Genomic DNA, 18166 nt, shown 5'->3' with positions numbered 1-18166 from the left:
CGCTCCATCAATGTTGGAAAGGGTAATGCTCGTGCCGCTTTTTTCGCCTCCAATGCTAATAACATGCGTCTTTTCATCTTGTTTAACTAAGCTATCGCCTACGACTTTGTTAATTTCTTTATGAATATTCGTGAAAGACGTCCCTACTCCTGCTAACGCATCCGCAACATTATCATAACTCTTCTCTTCATCCTTGCCATCTTCCTTAACGGTCTTCACCTTGAAAGTGGGAGCGGTCCATTCACCATTCTCATTATATCCAGCTCCTCCACCAAAATACTCCGCAAACATCTTATTCATGGAATAAAGCTGTGAACCATTCACCGCATCACTTGAGTCTACAGTAATGTCTCCATTCGCAAGATACTTAATTTTGCTGTTGCTTTTACTATTTTCTTCTCCATGCAAAGCTACAAAGGCTCTCTCTTTCTCACTCCACATCAACGCATTCTGCTTAATGTTTTCAGTAACCGCCGTATTGCTTTGTGTAATCTCTTTATGAATGTTCTGGAAAGAATTACCTACACCCTCAAAGGCTTCCGCAACACTTGCATAGCTCTGCTCTTCAACATCACTACCATCTTCCTTAACGATCTTAACCTTGAAACTTGGATCTGTCCACGCTTCACTCTCATACTTGGCGCCTCCGCCAAAATATTTTGCTGTATGCTCAGCAACCTTAGTAACATTTTTATTGGTTGTAAAAAGCTGCGAGCCATTCACCGCATCCGTTGAGCTTTCTGAGAGTGTTCCAGCACTCACTCCGGAAAGTTTCCGCGTTGCATTTTCATTGTTGAGAATACTTACTTCCGTACCGCCTGCTGCCTTACCTATGGTGATAACACCCGATCCCCCTGCACGAAGACTACGACTTAACGTCACCTCTTCTTCTTGCTTAACAAGGATACTGTCTCTTACATCGACAATCTCATCATTAAGTGTCGTGAAAGTCTTATTAACACCTTCAAAAGCATCAGCAACATTATGATAAGTCTTCTTGTCACCTTCTGTGCCATCAGCATCGAATTGCGCAACTTTGAAATCAGGTTTCGTCCATTTGCCATCCTCATACTTAGTTCCGCCACCGAAATATTCCGCAAGGGAACTGTTCGTAGAATAAAGCTGGGATCCATTAACAGCATCCGTTGAGTTAGCAGCAACATCTCCATCCTTAAGAGATGTGATCTTGCTGTTGCCTTTTTTCTCTCCTTCTCCATGCGTCGCTACAAAGGCATCCTCATCCTTGCTCCACGACAACGAATCCTTTGCAACACCTTGAGAAACTTCCTTAATACGATCGTTCACATTCTTGATATTGTCATCAAGTCCTTTAAAGGCAGAACCAACATCGGTATGCGGTTTATCTGTTACTTCACCTTTTTCATCAATATTCGATAATTTATACTCCGGTACTTTAAAGTTTTTGCCATCAAAGGATACATCTCCACCTAAAATTTTTGATAAATCCTCAGTGATTGTATGAAGCTGATCACCATTAATCGCATCACTCGAAGCTGATATTATAGAACCAGCGGCAACACCTGTTATTTTTTTACCTACAGCATCAATACCATCCGCTATTACTTTGGGGCCATTTTCAATGGTTAAGCCCGTTTTATCTAAAGTGACGTCTTTTAATTTTACGCTGTTTAATGTGACATCTTGTGCCAAATCAAATGTTATTTTTTTATCGTTACTGTCTCTTTTATCAATATTTTTAATCTCAAAGTTTTTGCTTCCAGAGACAAAATTTAATATATCGCCCGGCTGAAAGCCTGAAACAGCCTTATCATTGAGAGAAAGTGTCCACCCTTGTGCTACAAATTCTCTTAATTTTTTCAGCTGCGCAATGTTGACAGCATCAGTGTCATTGGTACCAGCGGCAACACCTGTAAGCTGTCGTGTTATCTTATTCGGAGTATCACCAATACTAAAAGCTCCTTGAGTGCTTTTCCATATCACATTATCATTAGTTGACTGGCTACCTATAGAAGGATCATAGCCAACAGTAGACGCCGAGTTACGAGAAACAGATTTATAACCCACAGCAACACCACCAGTAACATCAGCTTGTACTTGTGCATTTGAGCCCAATGCAATACTATTTTCAGCAGATGCCGCTGCAAAACCACCTAATGCAATACTATTTTCGGCAGATGCATTTGAAAGCTTCCCTAACGCAATTCCTGCATCCCCTTTTGTCTTTGATCCAATACCTATAGCAATACTTCCTTGCCCACTTTCTTCCTCACCGGCTGCAATTGTAATGCTCTTCGATTCGGCATTCCATTTAAAGACACTATCATCGGCAGCTTTTTTAATCTCATTGTGAAGATTTACATAAGACTTACCCAAACCCTCAAAGGCTTTTGCTACATCCGGAAAACTTTCTTCTTCAATCTCATTCGTCTCAGGATTGAAAGCTTTAATCTTAAACTTTGGATCATCCCATTGGCCATTCGTAAATTTAACTCCACCGCCTAAATATCCAGCTATATGGGTCGCTACAACATTCAACTGACTCCCATTTACCGCATCTTGTGAATCTGCACTAAGATCACCAGGTGCAATACCAGTTACCCTTTTATTTCCAGCACCAATACCACCTGTGGTTATTTTCGGACCATCAGTAATTACCAAACCTGTTGCGTCTAAGGTACNACCAATACCACCTGTGGTTATTTTCGGACCATCAGTAATTACCAAACCTGTTGCGTCTAAGGTACTCGTCCCTGCTTTTAAGCTCGTTAATACAACATCTTGAGCTAAATCAAATTTTACATTATTATCCTTATCACCTTTTGTAATGTTAAGATTGGTACTGCCAGTAGAAAAATCTACTCCACTATCCATAATGACTGTTTTAGCATTTTTACCGTCAACAGACAGTTTCCAACCATTTTGTCTTACGACCCTTTCTAAGTCTTTTAATTGTATAACATTCACTGCATCTGCATCTTCACTACCAGCCGCTACACCTGTAATTTGGCGTGTTTTGCCACCATCAACATCACCAACACTAACAGCACCTAATGTAGATTTCCAATAAGATGACGTATTTTTTGCAGGCCCCTGCAGCATAGGAGTATATCCTGAAACACCTGCAGCCCTCTTAGCTACAGAATTGCTTCCTAGAGCAACGCCCCCTACCACTTTCACTTGCGTTTTGAAGCCTAAAGCTGTACCGTTCTCCTCCTCCACCCGTACAAAACGACCAACAGCAACCGCGTCATTCTTTAGTGCCACTATATCTGCACCAACAGCAACGGATCCACCTCTATGGATCTCAGATTTAGAACCTATGATAACAGATGCCGCTAGCTTTTTATCTCCTTCAGCTAATACCGCCTTCGCTTTATAACCAATAACAACACTGTCCACGGTTTTCGCATCAACATCTTCACCAAAGATGACATTATTTCCCGATACATCACGTTGCATTCCCTCTGTTGAACCACTCCGTAAGATATTAGACACATTAATAATATCTGTATTTTCATCATCCTGTACAAGCTGTTGGTCTAAAGAGCTATCAACCACAAATGACCGTGGACTGACGAGAGACTTTTTATATTGCCCTCCTGCATCTAGGGTTCTTGCCAATACATTTTTGCTATCCGCCATCAAAACATTCACGACAGGACTATAATCACTTACACCAGAGAGGGTTTTAGTTAAAAAATTTGCATAGTCATCGGCAGCATTAATCTTTTCTAATCCCACTTGATTGAGTGCTGTTAAATAATTGTCTTTTGAAACAGAAGAAGCATTCAAACCAGCAACAGAGATAATGCTTTGCGGATAAGAGACACCAGCACTGTTAACACCTTCGAGAAAGGTGTTTCTAAAATCAGGATTTGCTGAAAAAACAGGTGTAACATTCGATAAAAATGTAGCCGCTGTAGCCAATGAAAGAACTTTAACAAAAGAAAAACGAGAAAATTTTAAATCGCTCCCTGCTAATTTTGTATATAATTTTTTCATAATGAACTCCCCAATGAAAAAATAACTATAACCACAAAAAAACACATTTAAACGCTATAAAGTTCTTTGAAATTGGTTTTTCTAAATATATTCAAAAGCCTAAGGACTGATTGAAAAGATAGAGAAGTTTATAGTTAACGCGCTTTTTTCTCTTACCTTTCCTAAAAAGGTAAGTTTTTTGGTGGTTGGTTTTTTTAATCTTTAAATCTGTTGGTTGTTTTTTGCAAGGGGTAGAATTGGTTTAGTATATTGTTTTTATAACTTCCTCCAGTAAAATTGAAATACGTTTAAATATATATATTTGTCTTACTAGAAAGTTTTTTAATAGATTTTTAGAGAGTGAAAGATTTTTTAGATTTAAAAGTTAACGCAGAAAATAATGAACTTATAATTTATGAAAAGACTTATTATCTTATTTTGAAATAAGAAGTTCGTTTTGTTGAAAGTGTGCGGTTTTTCTATTTTTTAAACCTGTATTTATTATTATAGCGCTTATCAATTTGTATATATGTATTTTTACATACGTAACAACAATTCACCCCTGCCTCATGAGACAGGGGTGAAAAGGGATTTTTATGTATTTTGTTTATTATCAATTCAATGTCATATTGAATCCCGCACCTACACCCCAGTGACCTCCAGAAGTTGTTGCGGATATGTTAGAGCGGTATTTTCCATTTTCTGAGGTGTAACCTGCACCAAAGGCAAATGCAGACTGACTACGCCATAAACCAGTACCAAATCCAACGCTTAATTTTCCAGGTGTATCATTGTAGCGTAAGTTAGACACCGCAAGACCAATAGCTGCTGCTTGTCTTGCCTCTTTTTTCACACTCTCAATACTATAGTTTAAGACATCAAACTTCATATCTGTATATTGCTTAGCCCGATCAACAGCATCATCAATCGCATCAATCACAATATTATTAACCCGTTGGTCTGTATACTGCTTGGATTGATCAAGAATAATTTTCATCTGTTCTTGGGTATAGTCATGGAGTTGACCACCATTTACAGCCTCTTTCGAACCTTTTTCAATTTTACCATCAGCTACATTATCAATCAGAACAGGTTCACTGGCATCCCCCCCCGCTAATGTGATTTTATTGGTTTTTTTGCCGTTTTCATCTCTATCATAACGAACAGCACCCTCTTCAATGTCGTCAACTCTATTATTGATGTTATCAACTTTGGCATCAATATTGATAACTGTATCACCAATATCAGCAATCGTATTGGAAATGTTATCAACTCTGTTGGTAAGATGCTTAACATCTTTTTCAACACCAGTGATACGTTCATTGGTTTCCCAAAGTTGACCACCATTAACCGCATCTTTCGAACCTTTTTCAACTTTACCATCAGCTACATTGATAATTTTATTCGGCTTTCCATCGCGACCAGCATCATAGGCTTTTTCTTTATCATTCCACTTTAAAGCATCTGAATCGACCTTGTTGATGACATCATCAATACGGTTATTAATATTTGACATATTTTTATTGACGTCACCAAAAGCATCAGCAACATTATGGTGCTCTGTCTCAACAGTCGTACCATCAGCATTGACTTGAACAATCTTAAAAGTAGGATCTGTCCATTTGCCATTCTCATATTTGGCACCGCCACCGAAATAATTAGCAAGCTGGTTGCTCATGAAATAAAGCTGGTTACCCGTAATAGCATCTGTTGAACCATCCGCAATCTCACCATCCAAAAGATACTTCAATTTGCTGTTTGTCTTCTTTCCATCTTTTTCATGACGTGCAACGAATGCACCTTCATCATCATCCCACAGTAAAGCATCTTTAGAGAAATCTTCAATTTTCTGGTTAAACTCATTGGATACATTCGTTAAGCGTTGATTCACATCTTGAACATTTTTATCAAGACCTGTTAAAGCATCACCAACATTGTAAAAATTAGCCTTCCCTACTTCACCACCTACAATAGCGGATAAAGTATATTTCAGCCCTTCAAAAGCACCGTTAATGAACTTTGCTCCACCACCAAAAAACTTTGCAATATCTGCTGATATTTTATTAATCTGACTACCATTAATTGCATCGTTGGAATTTTCAGAAATGCTACCATTTTTGACGTTATGAAGAGCAACTGGCCCATCGCTATTATCGCCACCCAAAGTTACACTACCATAATTAACACTATTATCGTCATTCTTATCATAGAGAACCGCAGCAGCAGTGACTGTCTCAATATCTTTAGAAATCTTATCTATGCTTTTATCAAGTTGGTCTTTGTTAACAGCTTCATCACCATTTTCTGCCTCCCGCACGCCAGAAATTTTACGTCCTGAACCACCAACACCTGCAATATTGATCTCAGTACCAGCGGTATCCTTACCAATAGTAATAACACCTGATGCACCTCCATCTTGCTTAACAAGACTATTTTTTATCACATCAGAAATCTTATCATCAATCTTATGGATAGAAATATTCACACCCGTAAACGCATCTGTAACATTATCATATGCCGTTCCATCAATAAGGAAAGCTGGTTTTATACCTTCAAGTACATCTGTACTACCCCCAAAATATTTCGATGTATTTTCAGCAACTTTTTTAAGATTATCAGTAACAGTTGTAACCTTCTCATTCGTAGCAAAAAGCTGTGAACCATTTACTGCTTGCGTTGATGTTTGAGAAAGTTCTCCATCTTTTACACCGGAAAGTGTTCTTTCTTGCTTATCTTTATTTACAAGGCTGATTTCAGTACCACCGGTTGCTTTACCCACAGTAATAAGACCATCTTCTCCCTCCTGCTTTACAAGGCTGTTTTCTGTTACATTGTTAATCTGATTATAAATATCTGTGATAGAATTATCGACACCCTCAAAAGCATCAGCGACATTATGATGCGTTTTCTCAACAATAGTGCCATCCTCATTACGCTGAGAAACTTTGAAAGTAGGATCGCTCCACTCTCCATTCTCATAGCGAGCACCACCGCCAAAATAATTCGCAATCTGATCACCCATCGCATAAAGTTGGGAACCATTTATTGCATCTGTTGAATCTTCTGAAACATTGCCATCTAAAAGATACGTTAGCTTGCTATTTGTTTTTTGTCCATCTGTTCCATGACGCGCAACAAATGCTTGATCCTTTTCACTCCACAGTAAAGCATCTTGAGAAAATTTATCAAACTCATTAGTTACATGTCGTATATGTTTATTCACATTTTTGATATTTGCATCGAGCCCTGTCAAAGCCGAGCCAACATCTTCAAAGGTTTTCTGTTCTACTTTACCATCTGTAGAAACTGTAGATAAGTTATATTGTGGACCTGAAAAAACTCCGTTATTAAATTCTGTACCACCACCAAAATATTTTGCAATATCTTTAGATATTTTATTAATCTGGCTACCATTTACCGCATCTGTTGAATCTTCAGAAATATCACCATTTAAAAGGTGGGTAATCTTACTATCTGTTTTACGTCCATCTTTTTCATGACGTGCAGCAAATGCTTGTTTACCATCATCCCATAATAAAGCATCTTGAGAGAATTTATCAAATTTATTATCTACATATTTTATACGACTATTCACATTTTTAACATTCGCATCAAGCTTTGTTAAAGCATCACCAACATTTTCAGCTATATACTGAACTACTTCACCATCTGTAGAAACTGTAGATACGTTATATTGTGGACCTACAAAAGCACCATCCTGAAATGCTGCTTCCCCACCAAAGAATTTTGCAACATCTCCAGAAATTGTATTAATCTGGCTACCATTTATAGCTTCTTTCGAAGCCTTTCCGAGGTTTCCATCCGCAATACCAGAGATAACTCGATTTTCACTATTAGAATTGGCAACATTGATTTTGGTACCATCTTTTTGCGCACCAATTGTAATGAGCTTCTGCCCTTCGTCCCATTTAACAAGACTATTTTCTGTTACATTGTTAATCTGTGTATAAATATCTGTTATAGAATTATCGACATCTTTAAAAGCATCCGTTACATTATGGTGTTCTTTATCCTGAACAGTAAAAGTTGGCTTGAAACCATCAATCACATCTGTCTCACCACCAAAATATTTTGATATATTATCAGCATAATTGAAAAGCTGATGGCCATTTATTGCTTCTGTTGAATCGAAACTGACTTTTCCAACTGCAACGCCAGAAATAATTCGACCCCTACCTTCAGAGTTCGCGACTTTGATTTCAATACCTTCTTTTTCAGCACCAATGGTAATTAAATTTTTACTTTTACTCCATTTAACAAGACTATTATCTTCTATCTCAAACTTCATTTTATATAATTGTGAAAGATTAACAGCATCATGCTCATCGCTACCATCTGCGACTCCTTTAATTTGTGTCTTTGCAGCATTAATGCCACCCTTGGTCATGTTTGGACCATCCTTGATCATGAAACCGGCATTACTCATTCTGCTATCCCCTGTTTCTACACGACCAACTTTAATATATTCACTTAAATCAAAGGATACTTGATTGTCCTCGTTTTTGACAATTTTTATATTTGTGTTCTCACTCTCATTATCATCATCGTCTTTCTGCTTAACTGCAACAAAATTCACTGTACTCCCAGCTTTAACATCTGTAGCATCGTTCCCATCAACAGAAAGCTTCCAGCCTTTTTCTGCAATTGCTTTTACATCTTGCAACTGTGAAAAATTTACAGCATCAGTATCGTCTTCCCCATCTGCTACTCCTTTGATCGTTTTATTACCAGCATGAATGCCTTTAACAGTTATGCTCGGCCCCTCATCACCGTCAAATCTAAAGCCAGCAGCATCCATAATGCTGTCTCCTGCTGTGACAGTCATTACATTAATATCATCAGCTAAATCAAACGTAACATTGCGGTTATTATCTCCTACAATCTTGATATTCTGACTACCTTCCTTACCAGCTGATTGTAAATTTACTGTATCATTTTGTCCAATAGATACACCATTTCCACCATTAACAGAAAGTTGCCAATGCGTTGTAGCAGCTTCTTTTATCTCTTTCAGTTGTTTATAATTCACTGCATCGGTATCTTGAGTTCCCTCTGCTACGTTTATAATCTTTTGATTTCCAGCATCAATACCATTCACGGTTATGCTTGGCCCCCCATTAACAAACTTAAAGCCATCACCATTCATAATGCTGTTACCTGCAGTGACACTTGTCAAACTAAGGTTACTATTCAAAGTAAATGTAACTTTATTTCCATTACTTTTAACAATTTTGATGTTTTTGTTATTGTTATCATCAGCACCTGTGACGAGATCTACTGTACTACCTGCTCCAACATCTGTAGCATTGTTACCATCAACAGAAAGCTTCCAGCCTTTTTCTACAACTGTTTTTACCTCTTTCAGCTGTTTATAATTTACAGCATCGGTGTCTTCTTTACCATCTGCCACATTTGTAATCTGTTTATCGCCAGCATCAATACCATCTAGAATCATTTTTGGCCCATTTTCAATAATAAAGCCATCATCACTCATAGAGCTTTGTCCTGTAGTGACTTTTGTCAATTTAAGAGTATCACTCAAAGTAAATTCAATTTTATGCTTATTATCTACAGTGTTTCTTTCAATCTTTAAGTTATCTTTTCCTACTTTTGTATCTTTCACTGAAAAATCTATTGTACTACCTGGATTCACGTCTGTAGGATCGGTATCGTTAGCAGAAAGTTTCCAAACTCCTGATGCCAAATCTCTCATAGCTTTCAACTGTGCAACATTCACTGCATCAGTGTCTTTAGTCCCTGCTGCAACATTTGTAATCTGTCGCGTTAAATTCTGGTTAGTATTACCAACACTAAAATCACCTGCAGTGCTTTTCCATGCAAGATCACTCTTTGTTGTTGTAGTATTTGTTACAGGATCATAACCAAAAACACCACTCTCAACACGAGAGACAGATCCTCCCCCCACAGCAACACCATCAATAACACGTACTTGTGCGTTTATACCAATTGCAACTGAATGAGCCGTCTCAGCATAAGTATGGGAACCTATGGCAATCGAATTTTTACCTTTAGCTATTACTTTTCTTTCTTCCCCGTTGTCTGCAGGTTCTCCACCACCTATTGCAATAGAACCAAGAGCTTGAGCTTCAGCCTTCGTGCCTATAGCAACCGCGTACTCGTCAGTTGCTTTGGTCTTTAATCCTAATGCAATACTATCGTAACCAGATGCAGATGCAAACTTACCAATAGCAACACTATTTATACCGTTCCCTTCTGCATTTGAACCAACCGCAATCGCATCGTCCTGCGTAGCTTTGGAACTCTCACCTATAGAAATGCTATTTTTACCAGAAGCGGTTGCGAGACCACCAAAAGAAACAGCAGATTTGCCCGATGCTTCTGAGCCTACACCCATAGCAACACTTGCTATACCACTTGCAAGTGCGGAAACACCAAAAGCTTGTGCACCCCCTGCCTTTGCTGTCGCGCCTGCACCAAATACGGTTGAATAATTACCCGTCGCTGCAGACCCACACCCCGTAGCAAAAGAATAAACACCATAAGCCTCAGGCATAGCGCTAGCAAAACCACTGGTGGAAAATGTCCCCATATAACCACCCAAAACTTTACCATCAACCCTAGCCGTGTATCCATCACCCGTCCAAATAACCTGTTCAGTGGTCGTACCATAAGGACGACGACCGTTAAACTCTTGATTAGTAATAAATCTATTATATTGTTGCTCTGCGGTTATTCGTTGACTATCAGCAATTCCTTGTTGTTGTTTGCCGCCACGACCAACAACGTTGTCTGCACCACAATAATTATCATCACCAGCAAAAACAACACTCCCATGACTCCCATACGGATACATCACTTGGGGAGCATTCGAACTCTGATTAGTTTGTCCTATTATCGCAAGGTTCGCCGCAAAAACGGGAGAAACACTCGATAAGAGTGTCGCCATTACCGTACTAAGAGAGACAACTTTAATTAAATTTGGTGTGGAATATTTTTTTTTCATAAGAACCTCCTCCAACAGAGTTCAACATCATCACAACGCGCAGAAACACTCATGGCAAAACCCTTAGTTTGCGCACTTCAAAAACCAATAAATCAAGGCAAAACCCTCCCCCTTCGATACCGCTATTTTTTACGGCATCGCTCTAAAATCTTTGCAACAACATCGAATCTAGAAAAGTCCCCAACCCTTTTAGCTAGAGGGATTCAAGCTAAAAAATAAATAAAAACACAAAACTTTGAAAATATATCGTTATCTCCATTCAAAAATACTGTGATTTATCTCTTAACAAAATAGTTTCACTAAAGAGCAATTCTACTCTTCAAATAAAGCGCATCAGAAGAATGGCAAGAGTGTAAAAATAATTTTTTATAAATTTATAAAAATACTTCTCAATAAAATAGCTGTTCTTATAAGCACAAATTTATGATTTTTTAACTTATAGCATAATGTAATAATGACGATTATCATGATAACATCACTCTTTGCTGCGAAGTAATCTGTTTCAATATATGATGCACACCTTTGAAAGAATTTTTTTATATCCAATATAATGAGAAACTTCCTATTAAAAGTTTTAACGTACTCATCTCATCGTCTTCATAAAAAGATAAAAGCGCGCTATAAAAATCTTTCGTTCTTCTCTCTTTCATGTCTGTTCCCCCTCTATAGTCATCAAAACCGTCCTTGTATTTTCACTATTGTATAAATTTTTAATATTACAAACCGAAAAGAAGCTGTTTTCTAAACTCTTTCCTCTCACATAATCCACTGTATTTTCACTGTTGTCCGTATCTTTTCTTCAACCAACAAATATTTCAGGAATGATGCTATACTCGCTTCCTTTTGAATCAATTTTGTTTGTATTGCTACCCGTCGTTCTTTTTATGAACCGTTTTATCTTTAATCAGAGAAATATATTGATTTATAATGATAGTTTCTCGTTTTTCAGATCGAATAAGAGACTCGAAAATCGTGAGATTCTCACATTCCAAACTTGGTTATACAGCAGAAAATCAAAAAAGTTTTATTTTTTAAAAGGCTGTTCATTCGTATCTTATGAAATTTCTAGATGTGTTTTTCAGTTGCGATTTTACGCTTTAAATGTAATTTTAAAAGTGGCAAAGTGGCTTCGACTTCTTCTATATCATTGAGGTTTTGAATAAGCTCTTGCAATCTTCCATAAAGCTCTGCTGCTAATTCCGCAACATCTTCAGGAGAAAGTGTTATTTTTGCATCATGATAGGTCGTATAAACTAAATGTCCCAGCTTTTTCATCAGCCCAGTAGGAATCGCCTGCGGTTTAAAACCAGCTGCTTTCGCCTTTGCCACATCTGAAAACATCTCGCCATTTCCCGTTACTAGCCAATCTAATGAAACACCACAAATTTCTTGATATTTGGAGAGCGCAGAGGCTGTAGGCTCACTTATACCAGTTTCATAAGTTCCTATAGAACCAGCAGTGATCCCAAGATGTTCAGCAAACTGCTTACGCTCTGTAAAACCAAGAGCGTAACGCACTTCACGAAAACGTTTTGCCAACTCAGTTTTAGGTTTTGCTTCCGGACGAGCCAAAAAAAATACTCCAAAATCAATATAATTGTTGAATAAATAATTATATTGATTTATATCTATTGTTACTGCCCCTTAAGAAGAGCAGTTATCACATACATAACCCCACAAAAACGGATGTCACAGCATCCATTTAAGCAGGAGCGAAAATTATGACAATTACAAAAAAATGCAATCGCCGTGGTACTTTTCTGAGCTGCGCCCCTGTAATATAACCTTGGAAAAACTCAAGCCTATCAGAGGCTATTTTCCAGAGTCAAAAACATTTGGACACAGGCCAATGAAAAAACTAAATGCGCCACTGCCAACTCTATCAGTTTGCATGCCAAGCCAATTCTTGCCAACTGCTTTCTCAAAAGTTGCAGTCATATTCTTTCAAAAGCAAAAAGCCTAATACGATTCTCTTCATTTCATGCTGTGCAATATACCACTGAAATCTTATTACAAAAATATGCTAATGCATTTCCCATAGTTTTTTATAAGGTAAAAAGTTTATCAATGTCTAAAAATCAATATAAAATAGGCAAAATAATTGGTATTCTACAAAAAACGAGATTATCACTCGTTATTAAAAAGTTAGACGTTTACAAACCCTGTTTGCTTATTTTATATATTAATGGCACTGATTTAGCTGTAACTGGTAATAGAGATTTCAAGGTGTTTGGTTTATCATCAGAATACTCTTCCTCTACGCATATTAAAAGCCTTTTAGCAATGTATTTTAAATGCTATAAATTCTATAGTAAACACATTGCCATCCATATTTACAATTGGGCGCTTCAAAATCTTGGAGTAATAAAATCTTTAATAGGCTTTGATTTAAAAGCGCGTATTTTGCAGAAAATTGACAAAACTATGAGGTTCGTATACATGGCAATTTTAAGTGATGATAGTGGAGTGATACTTAAAAAAGCTGCATGGAAACCCGCAACGTTGAGGAATTAAGCATGACCTCTTTATGCGATAAAGAATTATCTGATACACTGGTTGGTCTTTATGACGACTATCAACGCGGTTTCGACATTGGAGAAGAGCTTAAACTGTGCGTGGATTTGGCGTTATCTCTTGAATTGGAACTCAGTATTCACCGTTTAAGTGAAACAGATGCTGTTTTAAAAAGAGAGATTGTGCAAACCTTGCATCGTCGTAGAAATACTCATTCCAATGAAGATGAAATTGATACAATTTTTCATATGGATTTTGAAAAACAAAAATAATGCAATACTCTCCCCGTATAATACGATATTCCCTCATCGCTTTACTTTCTGCTACGCTTAGACAAAAAACTTTCAAGAAGATTTAAAGTGTTACGTTTTCGTCTTCTTAACAGCAGTGAGGTGAATTAAAGAAACGCATCAATTCTTTTAGATCATTATCAAAAAGTAAAGGGTATTCTCTAGCATACATCAATTTATGCTTTATTCATTAAGCACCAACTTTTACATTTTCTCAACTCTCCTTTAAAAGAAAAATGTGAAATATGCTGCAGCGTAAATATTTATAAAATAGCGTATGTTGACCACACTTAAATGTAATTTATTGTTTTTCATGTTTATAAAACAGCACTATGAGTATTCCAACAAACGCAACAATACTTTGAAAAAAATATATCGATTGAGGTGATATGCTACTGTTATCGCTTGCCATAATGAGATAGACTCCGAGGATCAAGCATCCAGAAAGACCATTAAAACTTGCCTGCAATCTTCCTTGGTATTCAGGATCACAAGAGAGTTGTGATAAAGAAATCGAAAGAGCCCAACTTGAAAGTCCAAATCCAATCATAAAGTAAACAGGAAAAACAACAAAATTGTGTGTATTAACAGATAAAATAGCGAGGCCAATAGCCATAAAAGCTAATAAAATGGCTAATGTTTTTCTTATGGATAAAACTTTACAAAGAAGTGGTGAAAAAAACGCACCTGTCAATACACCCATAGAATAAAGCACCTCCAATATTGCAAAGATCCTGCTATCCGCATGTAAAACCTCTTGTATATAAGGAACGAGAATAACAGGAATGGTCATCAAAAGAGTCATAATAATCATCTGGCTTATATAAGGTACAAAAAGAGCCGGATTCTGCTTAAAATAATGAAGAGATGCTGTATAATTTTCCCACCAATTTTGCTGGTTTTGATTTTTAGATCTTCGGTTTTTAGGTACCTTCATTGCAAAATTAAATAAACCAGCAATAATAAAGAATATACCACCTATTAGAAGAGTTCCTTTTATTCCTGCATAGGCAAGTATCAATCCACTTAAGCCCATACCTACGATCGTGCCAAGTTCATAAACCATATCGATGGTTGCATTTGCATTGATGAGCTGTTCCTTCAGCACAATACTTTGAATTAAAGAAATAGCTGATGGCATATAAAAAGGGATAAAAATACCCAAAAGAGCAGATAAGACCATCAATTCAATTTCTATACCAAAATGCCAAAGCATTACCCAGCTTACGATTACCAAACCTCTCACAAGATTTGAAATAATAATCTGCGTTTTACGGTTATATTTATCTGCCAATATGCCAAAAATAGGCGCAAAAATAATGCCAGGCGTCCAAAGAAAAAGAATCATCAACGCTACACCACGGATTGAGCCCGTCTGATTGTAAGCGATCCATGACAATGTAATATAATTTAGTCCACTTCCAAATGTAGCAAATAAGCCGCTCAAAGTAAAATAGAGAAAAGTTCTATTTTCAAATAAAGCAATGCGTTCCTTCAAATTTGAAGTGAACATAAATTATCCTCTAAAATGAATACCAGTCGATATGCATAATACATCCTGTTTAAAAACAGGCATTCTTACAATTTTCATTTTAGATCATTAAATTTAAGAAAGCAAAATTTCTTTTTTGAGGCTTTTACAATCTTTGTGCTGTTGTATGATTAATTCTTCTATGAAAACAGAACATTTATGGACAAAAACAAATTTAATATTTTATGTGCGTTTTATTCAGAAGCTACACCTTTATACATATGTGAAACAATTTTACGGTATGGAAGCTTCACTCACATTATTGTCCTTATTATTCCGTGCACTAAAATATGTTCGAGTATATCCTTCCATGTCGTTCTTCTATCACCACACTTTGGCTCTAAAAGAATAAACATACTATTATCTTCACGATAAATACTGCTAACTTTTCTACTCCCCTTCTCTAAATCTTTTAAAATAAGCCCATTACAGTTAGTTTTCCAATTAAAATATATAACGTAATATCTTCCTGAGCAGTTAAATTATTGCAATCATATCTCTAAAGTTTCAGATTTAGAGTACAAATACATAAAGGAGGATTTATCGTGGATAACTTGATTAATAAATGATTTTATTCATAATCAAAACAAACCTTATTTATATGATGTCGTATTTGATGATGAATTAAAGAAATAGGAGCAGTTCCATCAATTGTTATAAACTGCTCATCTATTTCCGATAATACTTTGTAAACTTTTTCAATAAAAGAGAGTTTTTCTTCGTATTTTAAGTTTAAACCATCCCTTTTCTGCAACCGTTCCAGTATAGTAATGGGCGGTAAATGAAGATAAAATGTAATATGAGGTCTTAGAATAGATTGATTTAATTTAACGACACTTTCAACAGAAAGCTCTCGAGCATAAAAATAAGCAAGACTAGAATAAACATATCGATCGCTAATTAATAAATTTTGCAATGAAGCTAAGGAAGGTTCAATAATTTCAAGCGTATGTTTGCGTCTATCTGCCTTGCTAAGAGTGCTAAAAGCAACGGATCAATTGCTTTTCCATTATCTACATATCTCTAATTTATGGATTATTTCTATACTAAGAACTGCGTTAAAAGTTTGTATTATATGTTTTCTGTTGAGTAATGGCGAGCAATTTCTTTTGTTTGTGTTGTCTTTCCACTCCCATCAAACCCGCATAAGACAATAAAAGAACCAGAAAATTTCTTTGAAGACCACATGGAATTATAAACTTTTTTATCAAGATACATTTTGTCTATATACTCTCCATAAGTTAAATTTTTTTGTCTAAAATCTTTTAATGTTCAATAAGGTGTTTTTTAACTCGTCTCTAAACAGAAAAACACAATACTCCCGCATTTTGTATAACTTATTAACTTTATGATAAATGGCGGTATATAGACTTAGTTTTAAGATAAGGTTATATTCTAGACAACTTAAAATGAGATTAAGTATTTGTAAAAAATATATTTTTTGATCACACTCCATAACCTGCCATTTTTTTTAACGAATTCTAGTAGAGTTTCTGAGGATTACTCCTATAGCGTCGTGTAAGTGTAGCGAAATGAGTTCGATCTCAGTATATTATTGTCCTAAGAGCTGGTACTGGATTGCTCTACATAGAAATCTAATGAAATCAGCTCTATCTTTTCTCAAACCACTGCCCTCGCTATAAGCATTTGATATCCGATTCCGTCAAAAAGTAGCAGAGCAATTCTTGGAAAACATCGCTGAAATATTGAAATATGCCTAGCAAAAGTATTTGAATCAAATGTTTCACTATATTTTTCGGTATATTCATAAACTGAAACTAACAATATTATAATAAGCCCTCAAACAACGACGACGCCCAAATCAGCCGTAATAAAGACTCCTAAAACTGAACCAATAATACCTCTCTCTGAAAAAGACTACTATGTAAAGGCTTTAATACAACTCAACACCTTAGTGCTAATGCCATAAATATTTCTGATAGATAACGAAGTTTATTGTCACAATAACATCTAACAACGGTCAATAGAAAAACCTAAACCTTGAGCATAAATGGAGGAAATCTTAAGAGTGCAAACACAGCCCTCCCAAAAACATAGCTATACTGATCATTTAGCGAAGAAACTCCTCATTGGCAAAGCATCTCACAAGAAATACAGCAAAAACACCAACCGCCTCCACTCTTAGTTTCTCCCAAATTAGCTATCACTATGATAAACGTTATCGTTCAAATCTGTATCATGCTTCTATCGAAAAAACTTGACATGCCTAACAACACATATATTAGCTTTTTGTAAAAATGTATAATGTATAGCATGTGTATTTAACATGGGGCGATAATGTGCATAAACAACAGATGACAAGGCATTGATTTATAATAATAATTCACTGCTTTGCATATTGAATGAGAGTCCCGAATAACCTAAGATTGTCTCATTTTAAATCAGTTTATATTGCTTCAATCAAAACCACTCATTTGCACATAACAAGTGGGATGAATGTGTGGATCAAATTTGTATAAGAAAGGATTTAAAATGACACTTATGAACCGTCTTAATGCAAGGGCTGTCGCAACATTGGGGGCTGGCAAATATAATGATGGTGCCGGCTTGTTACTTCATAAGCGTAAAGATGGAGGTGCTCAATGGATTTTACGGTATACCCTTCACGGACGTCGTCGTGAAATGGGATTGGGTGCCTTAAGACATGTTTCTTTAAAAAAAGCCCGTGAATTGGCAAACCAATGGCGTTCGGTTTTACGTGAGGGGCGTGACCCCATTAAAGAACGCAACAAACAAAAGCGTGAGGCAATAAGCAATCTTCATTACTTAAAAGATATTGCTGTAGATGCTTTTGAAAGTCGGAAAGCTGAATTAAAAGATGATGGTAAGGCTTGTGATTGG

General features: G+C 36.5%; 9 protein-coding genes. 3 read left to right on the top strand and 6 right to left on the bottom strand.

The window, feature by feature from the left end; all coding sequences use genetic code 11:
- From ACFIMX_RS01330 to ACFIMX_RS01320, 3 genes are all read right to left on the bottom strand, one after another.
- Positions 1–3984: hypothetical protein (locus tag ACFIMX_RS01330; RefSeq protein WP_375693925.1), on the bottom strand; the 3984-nt coding region annotated here is incomplete at its 3' end.
- Between the two features lie 592 nt (positions 3985–4576).
- The gene (locus ACFIMX_RS01325) at positions 4577–10969 is read right to left on the bottom strand and encodes a Vomp family autotransporter (RefSeq protein WP_375679418.1); all 6393 of its coding nucleotides are present in this window, start codon (positions 10967–10969) and stop codon (positions 4577–4579) included.
- Between the two features lie 1065 nt (positions 10970–12034).
- Positions 12035–12541, bottom strand: coding sequence for a helix-turn-helix domain-containing protein (locus ACFIMX_RS01320; protein WP_375618686.1), 507 nt, complete (start codon positions 12539–12541; stop codon positions 12035–12037).
- Positions 12542–13036: 495 nt separating this feature from the next.
- Here ACFIMX_RS01320 and ACFIMX_RS01315 point away from each other — a divergent pair, with 495 nt between their 5' ends.
- Both ACFIMX_RS01315 and ACFIMX_RS01310 read left to right on the top strand, forming a co-directional pair.
- Complete coding sequence (locus tag ACFIMX_RS01315) at positions 13037–13483, top strand: hypothetical protein (protein WP_375693924.1); 447 nt, start codon at positions 13037–13039, stop codon at positions 13481–13483.
- A gap of 2 nt (positions 13484–13485) precedes the next feature.
- The gene (locus tag ACFIMX_RS01310; RefSeq protein WP_375639605.1) at positions 13486–13755 is read left to right on the top strand and encodes a hypothetical protein; all 270 of its coding nucleotides are present in this window, start codon (positions 13486–13488) and stop codon (positions 13753–13755) included.
- A gap of 319 nt (positions 13756–14074) precedes the next feature.
- Here the strand turns inward: ACFIMX_RS01310 and ACFIMX_RS01305 are convergent, their stop codons facing one another.
- The 3 genes from ACFIMX_RS01305 to ACFIMX_RS01295 all read right to left on the bottom strand — a co-directional run bounded on the left by ACFIMX_RS01305 (position 14075) and on the right by ACFIMX_RS01295 (position 16522).
- Entirely contained in the window at positions 14075–15286 is a 1212-nt protein-coding gene (locus ACFIMX_RS01305) for an MFS transporter (RefSeq protein WP_375639607.1), read from the bottom strand.
- A gap of 589 nt (positions 15287–15875) precedes the next feature.
- Positions 15876–16220: a dTMP kinase gene (locus tag ACFIMX_RS01300; RefSeq protein WP_375618684.1), complete on the bottom strand. Its 345-nt coding sequence runs from the start codon at positions 16218–16220 to the stop codon at positions 15876–15878.
- Positions 16221–16375: 155 nt separating this feature from the next.
- On the bottom strand, positions 16376–16522 hold the full coding sequence (locus ACFIMX_RS01295) for a hypothetical protein (RefSeq protein ID WP_375639608.1): 147 nt from the start codon (positions 16520–16522) through the stop codon (positions 16376–16378).
- A gap of 1275 nt (positions 16523–17797) precedes the next feature.
- On the opposite strand from ACFIMX_RS01295, the gene ACFIMX_RS01290 reads away from it, so the two are divergent.
- A partial coding sequence (locus tag ACFIMX_RS01290) for an Arm DNA-binding domain-containing protein (protein ID WP_375693923.1) occupies positions 17798–18166 on the top strand: 369 nt, incomplete at its 3' end.

Origin of the sequence: Bartonella sp. AD24XZML, assembly GCF_042196485.1 — a bacterium.
Lineage (GTDB): Bacteria > Pseudomonadota > Alphaproteobacteria > Rhizobiales > Rhizobiaceae > Bartonella.
This window is presented reverse-complemented; position numbering and strand designations above follow the sequence as displayed.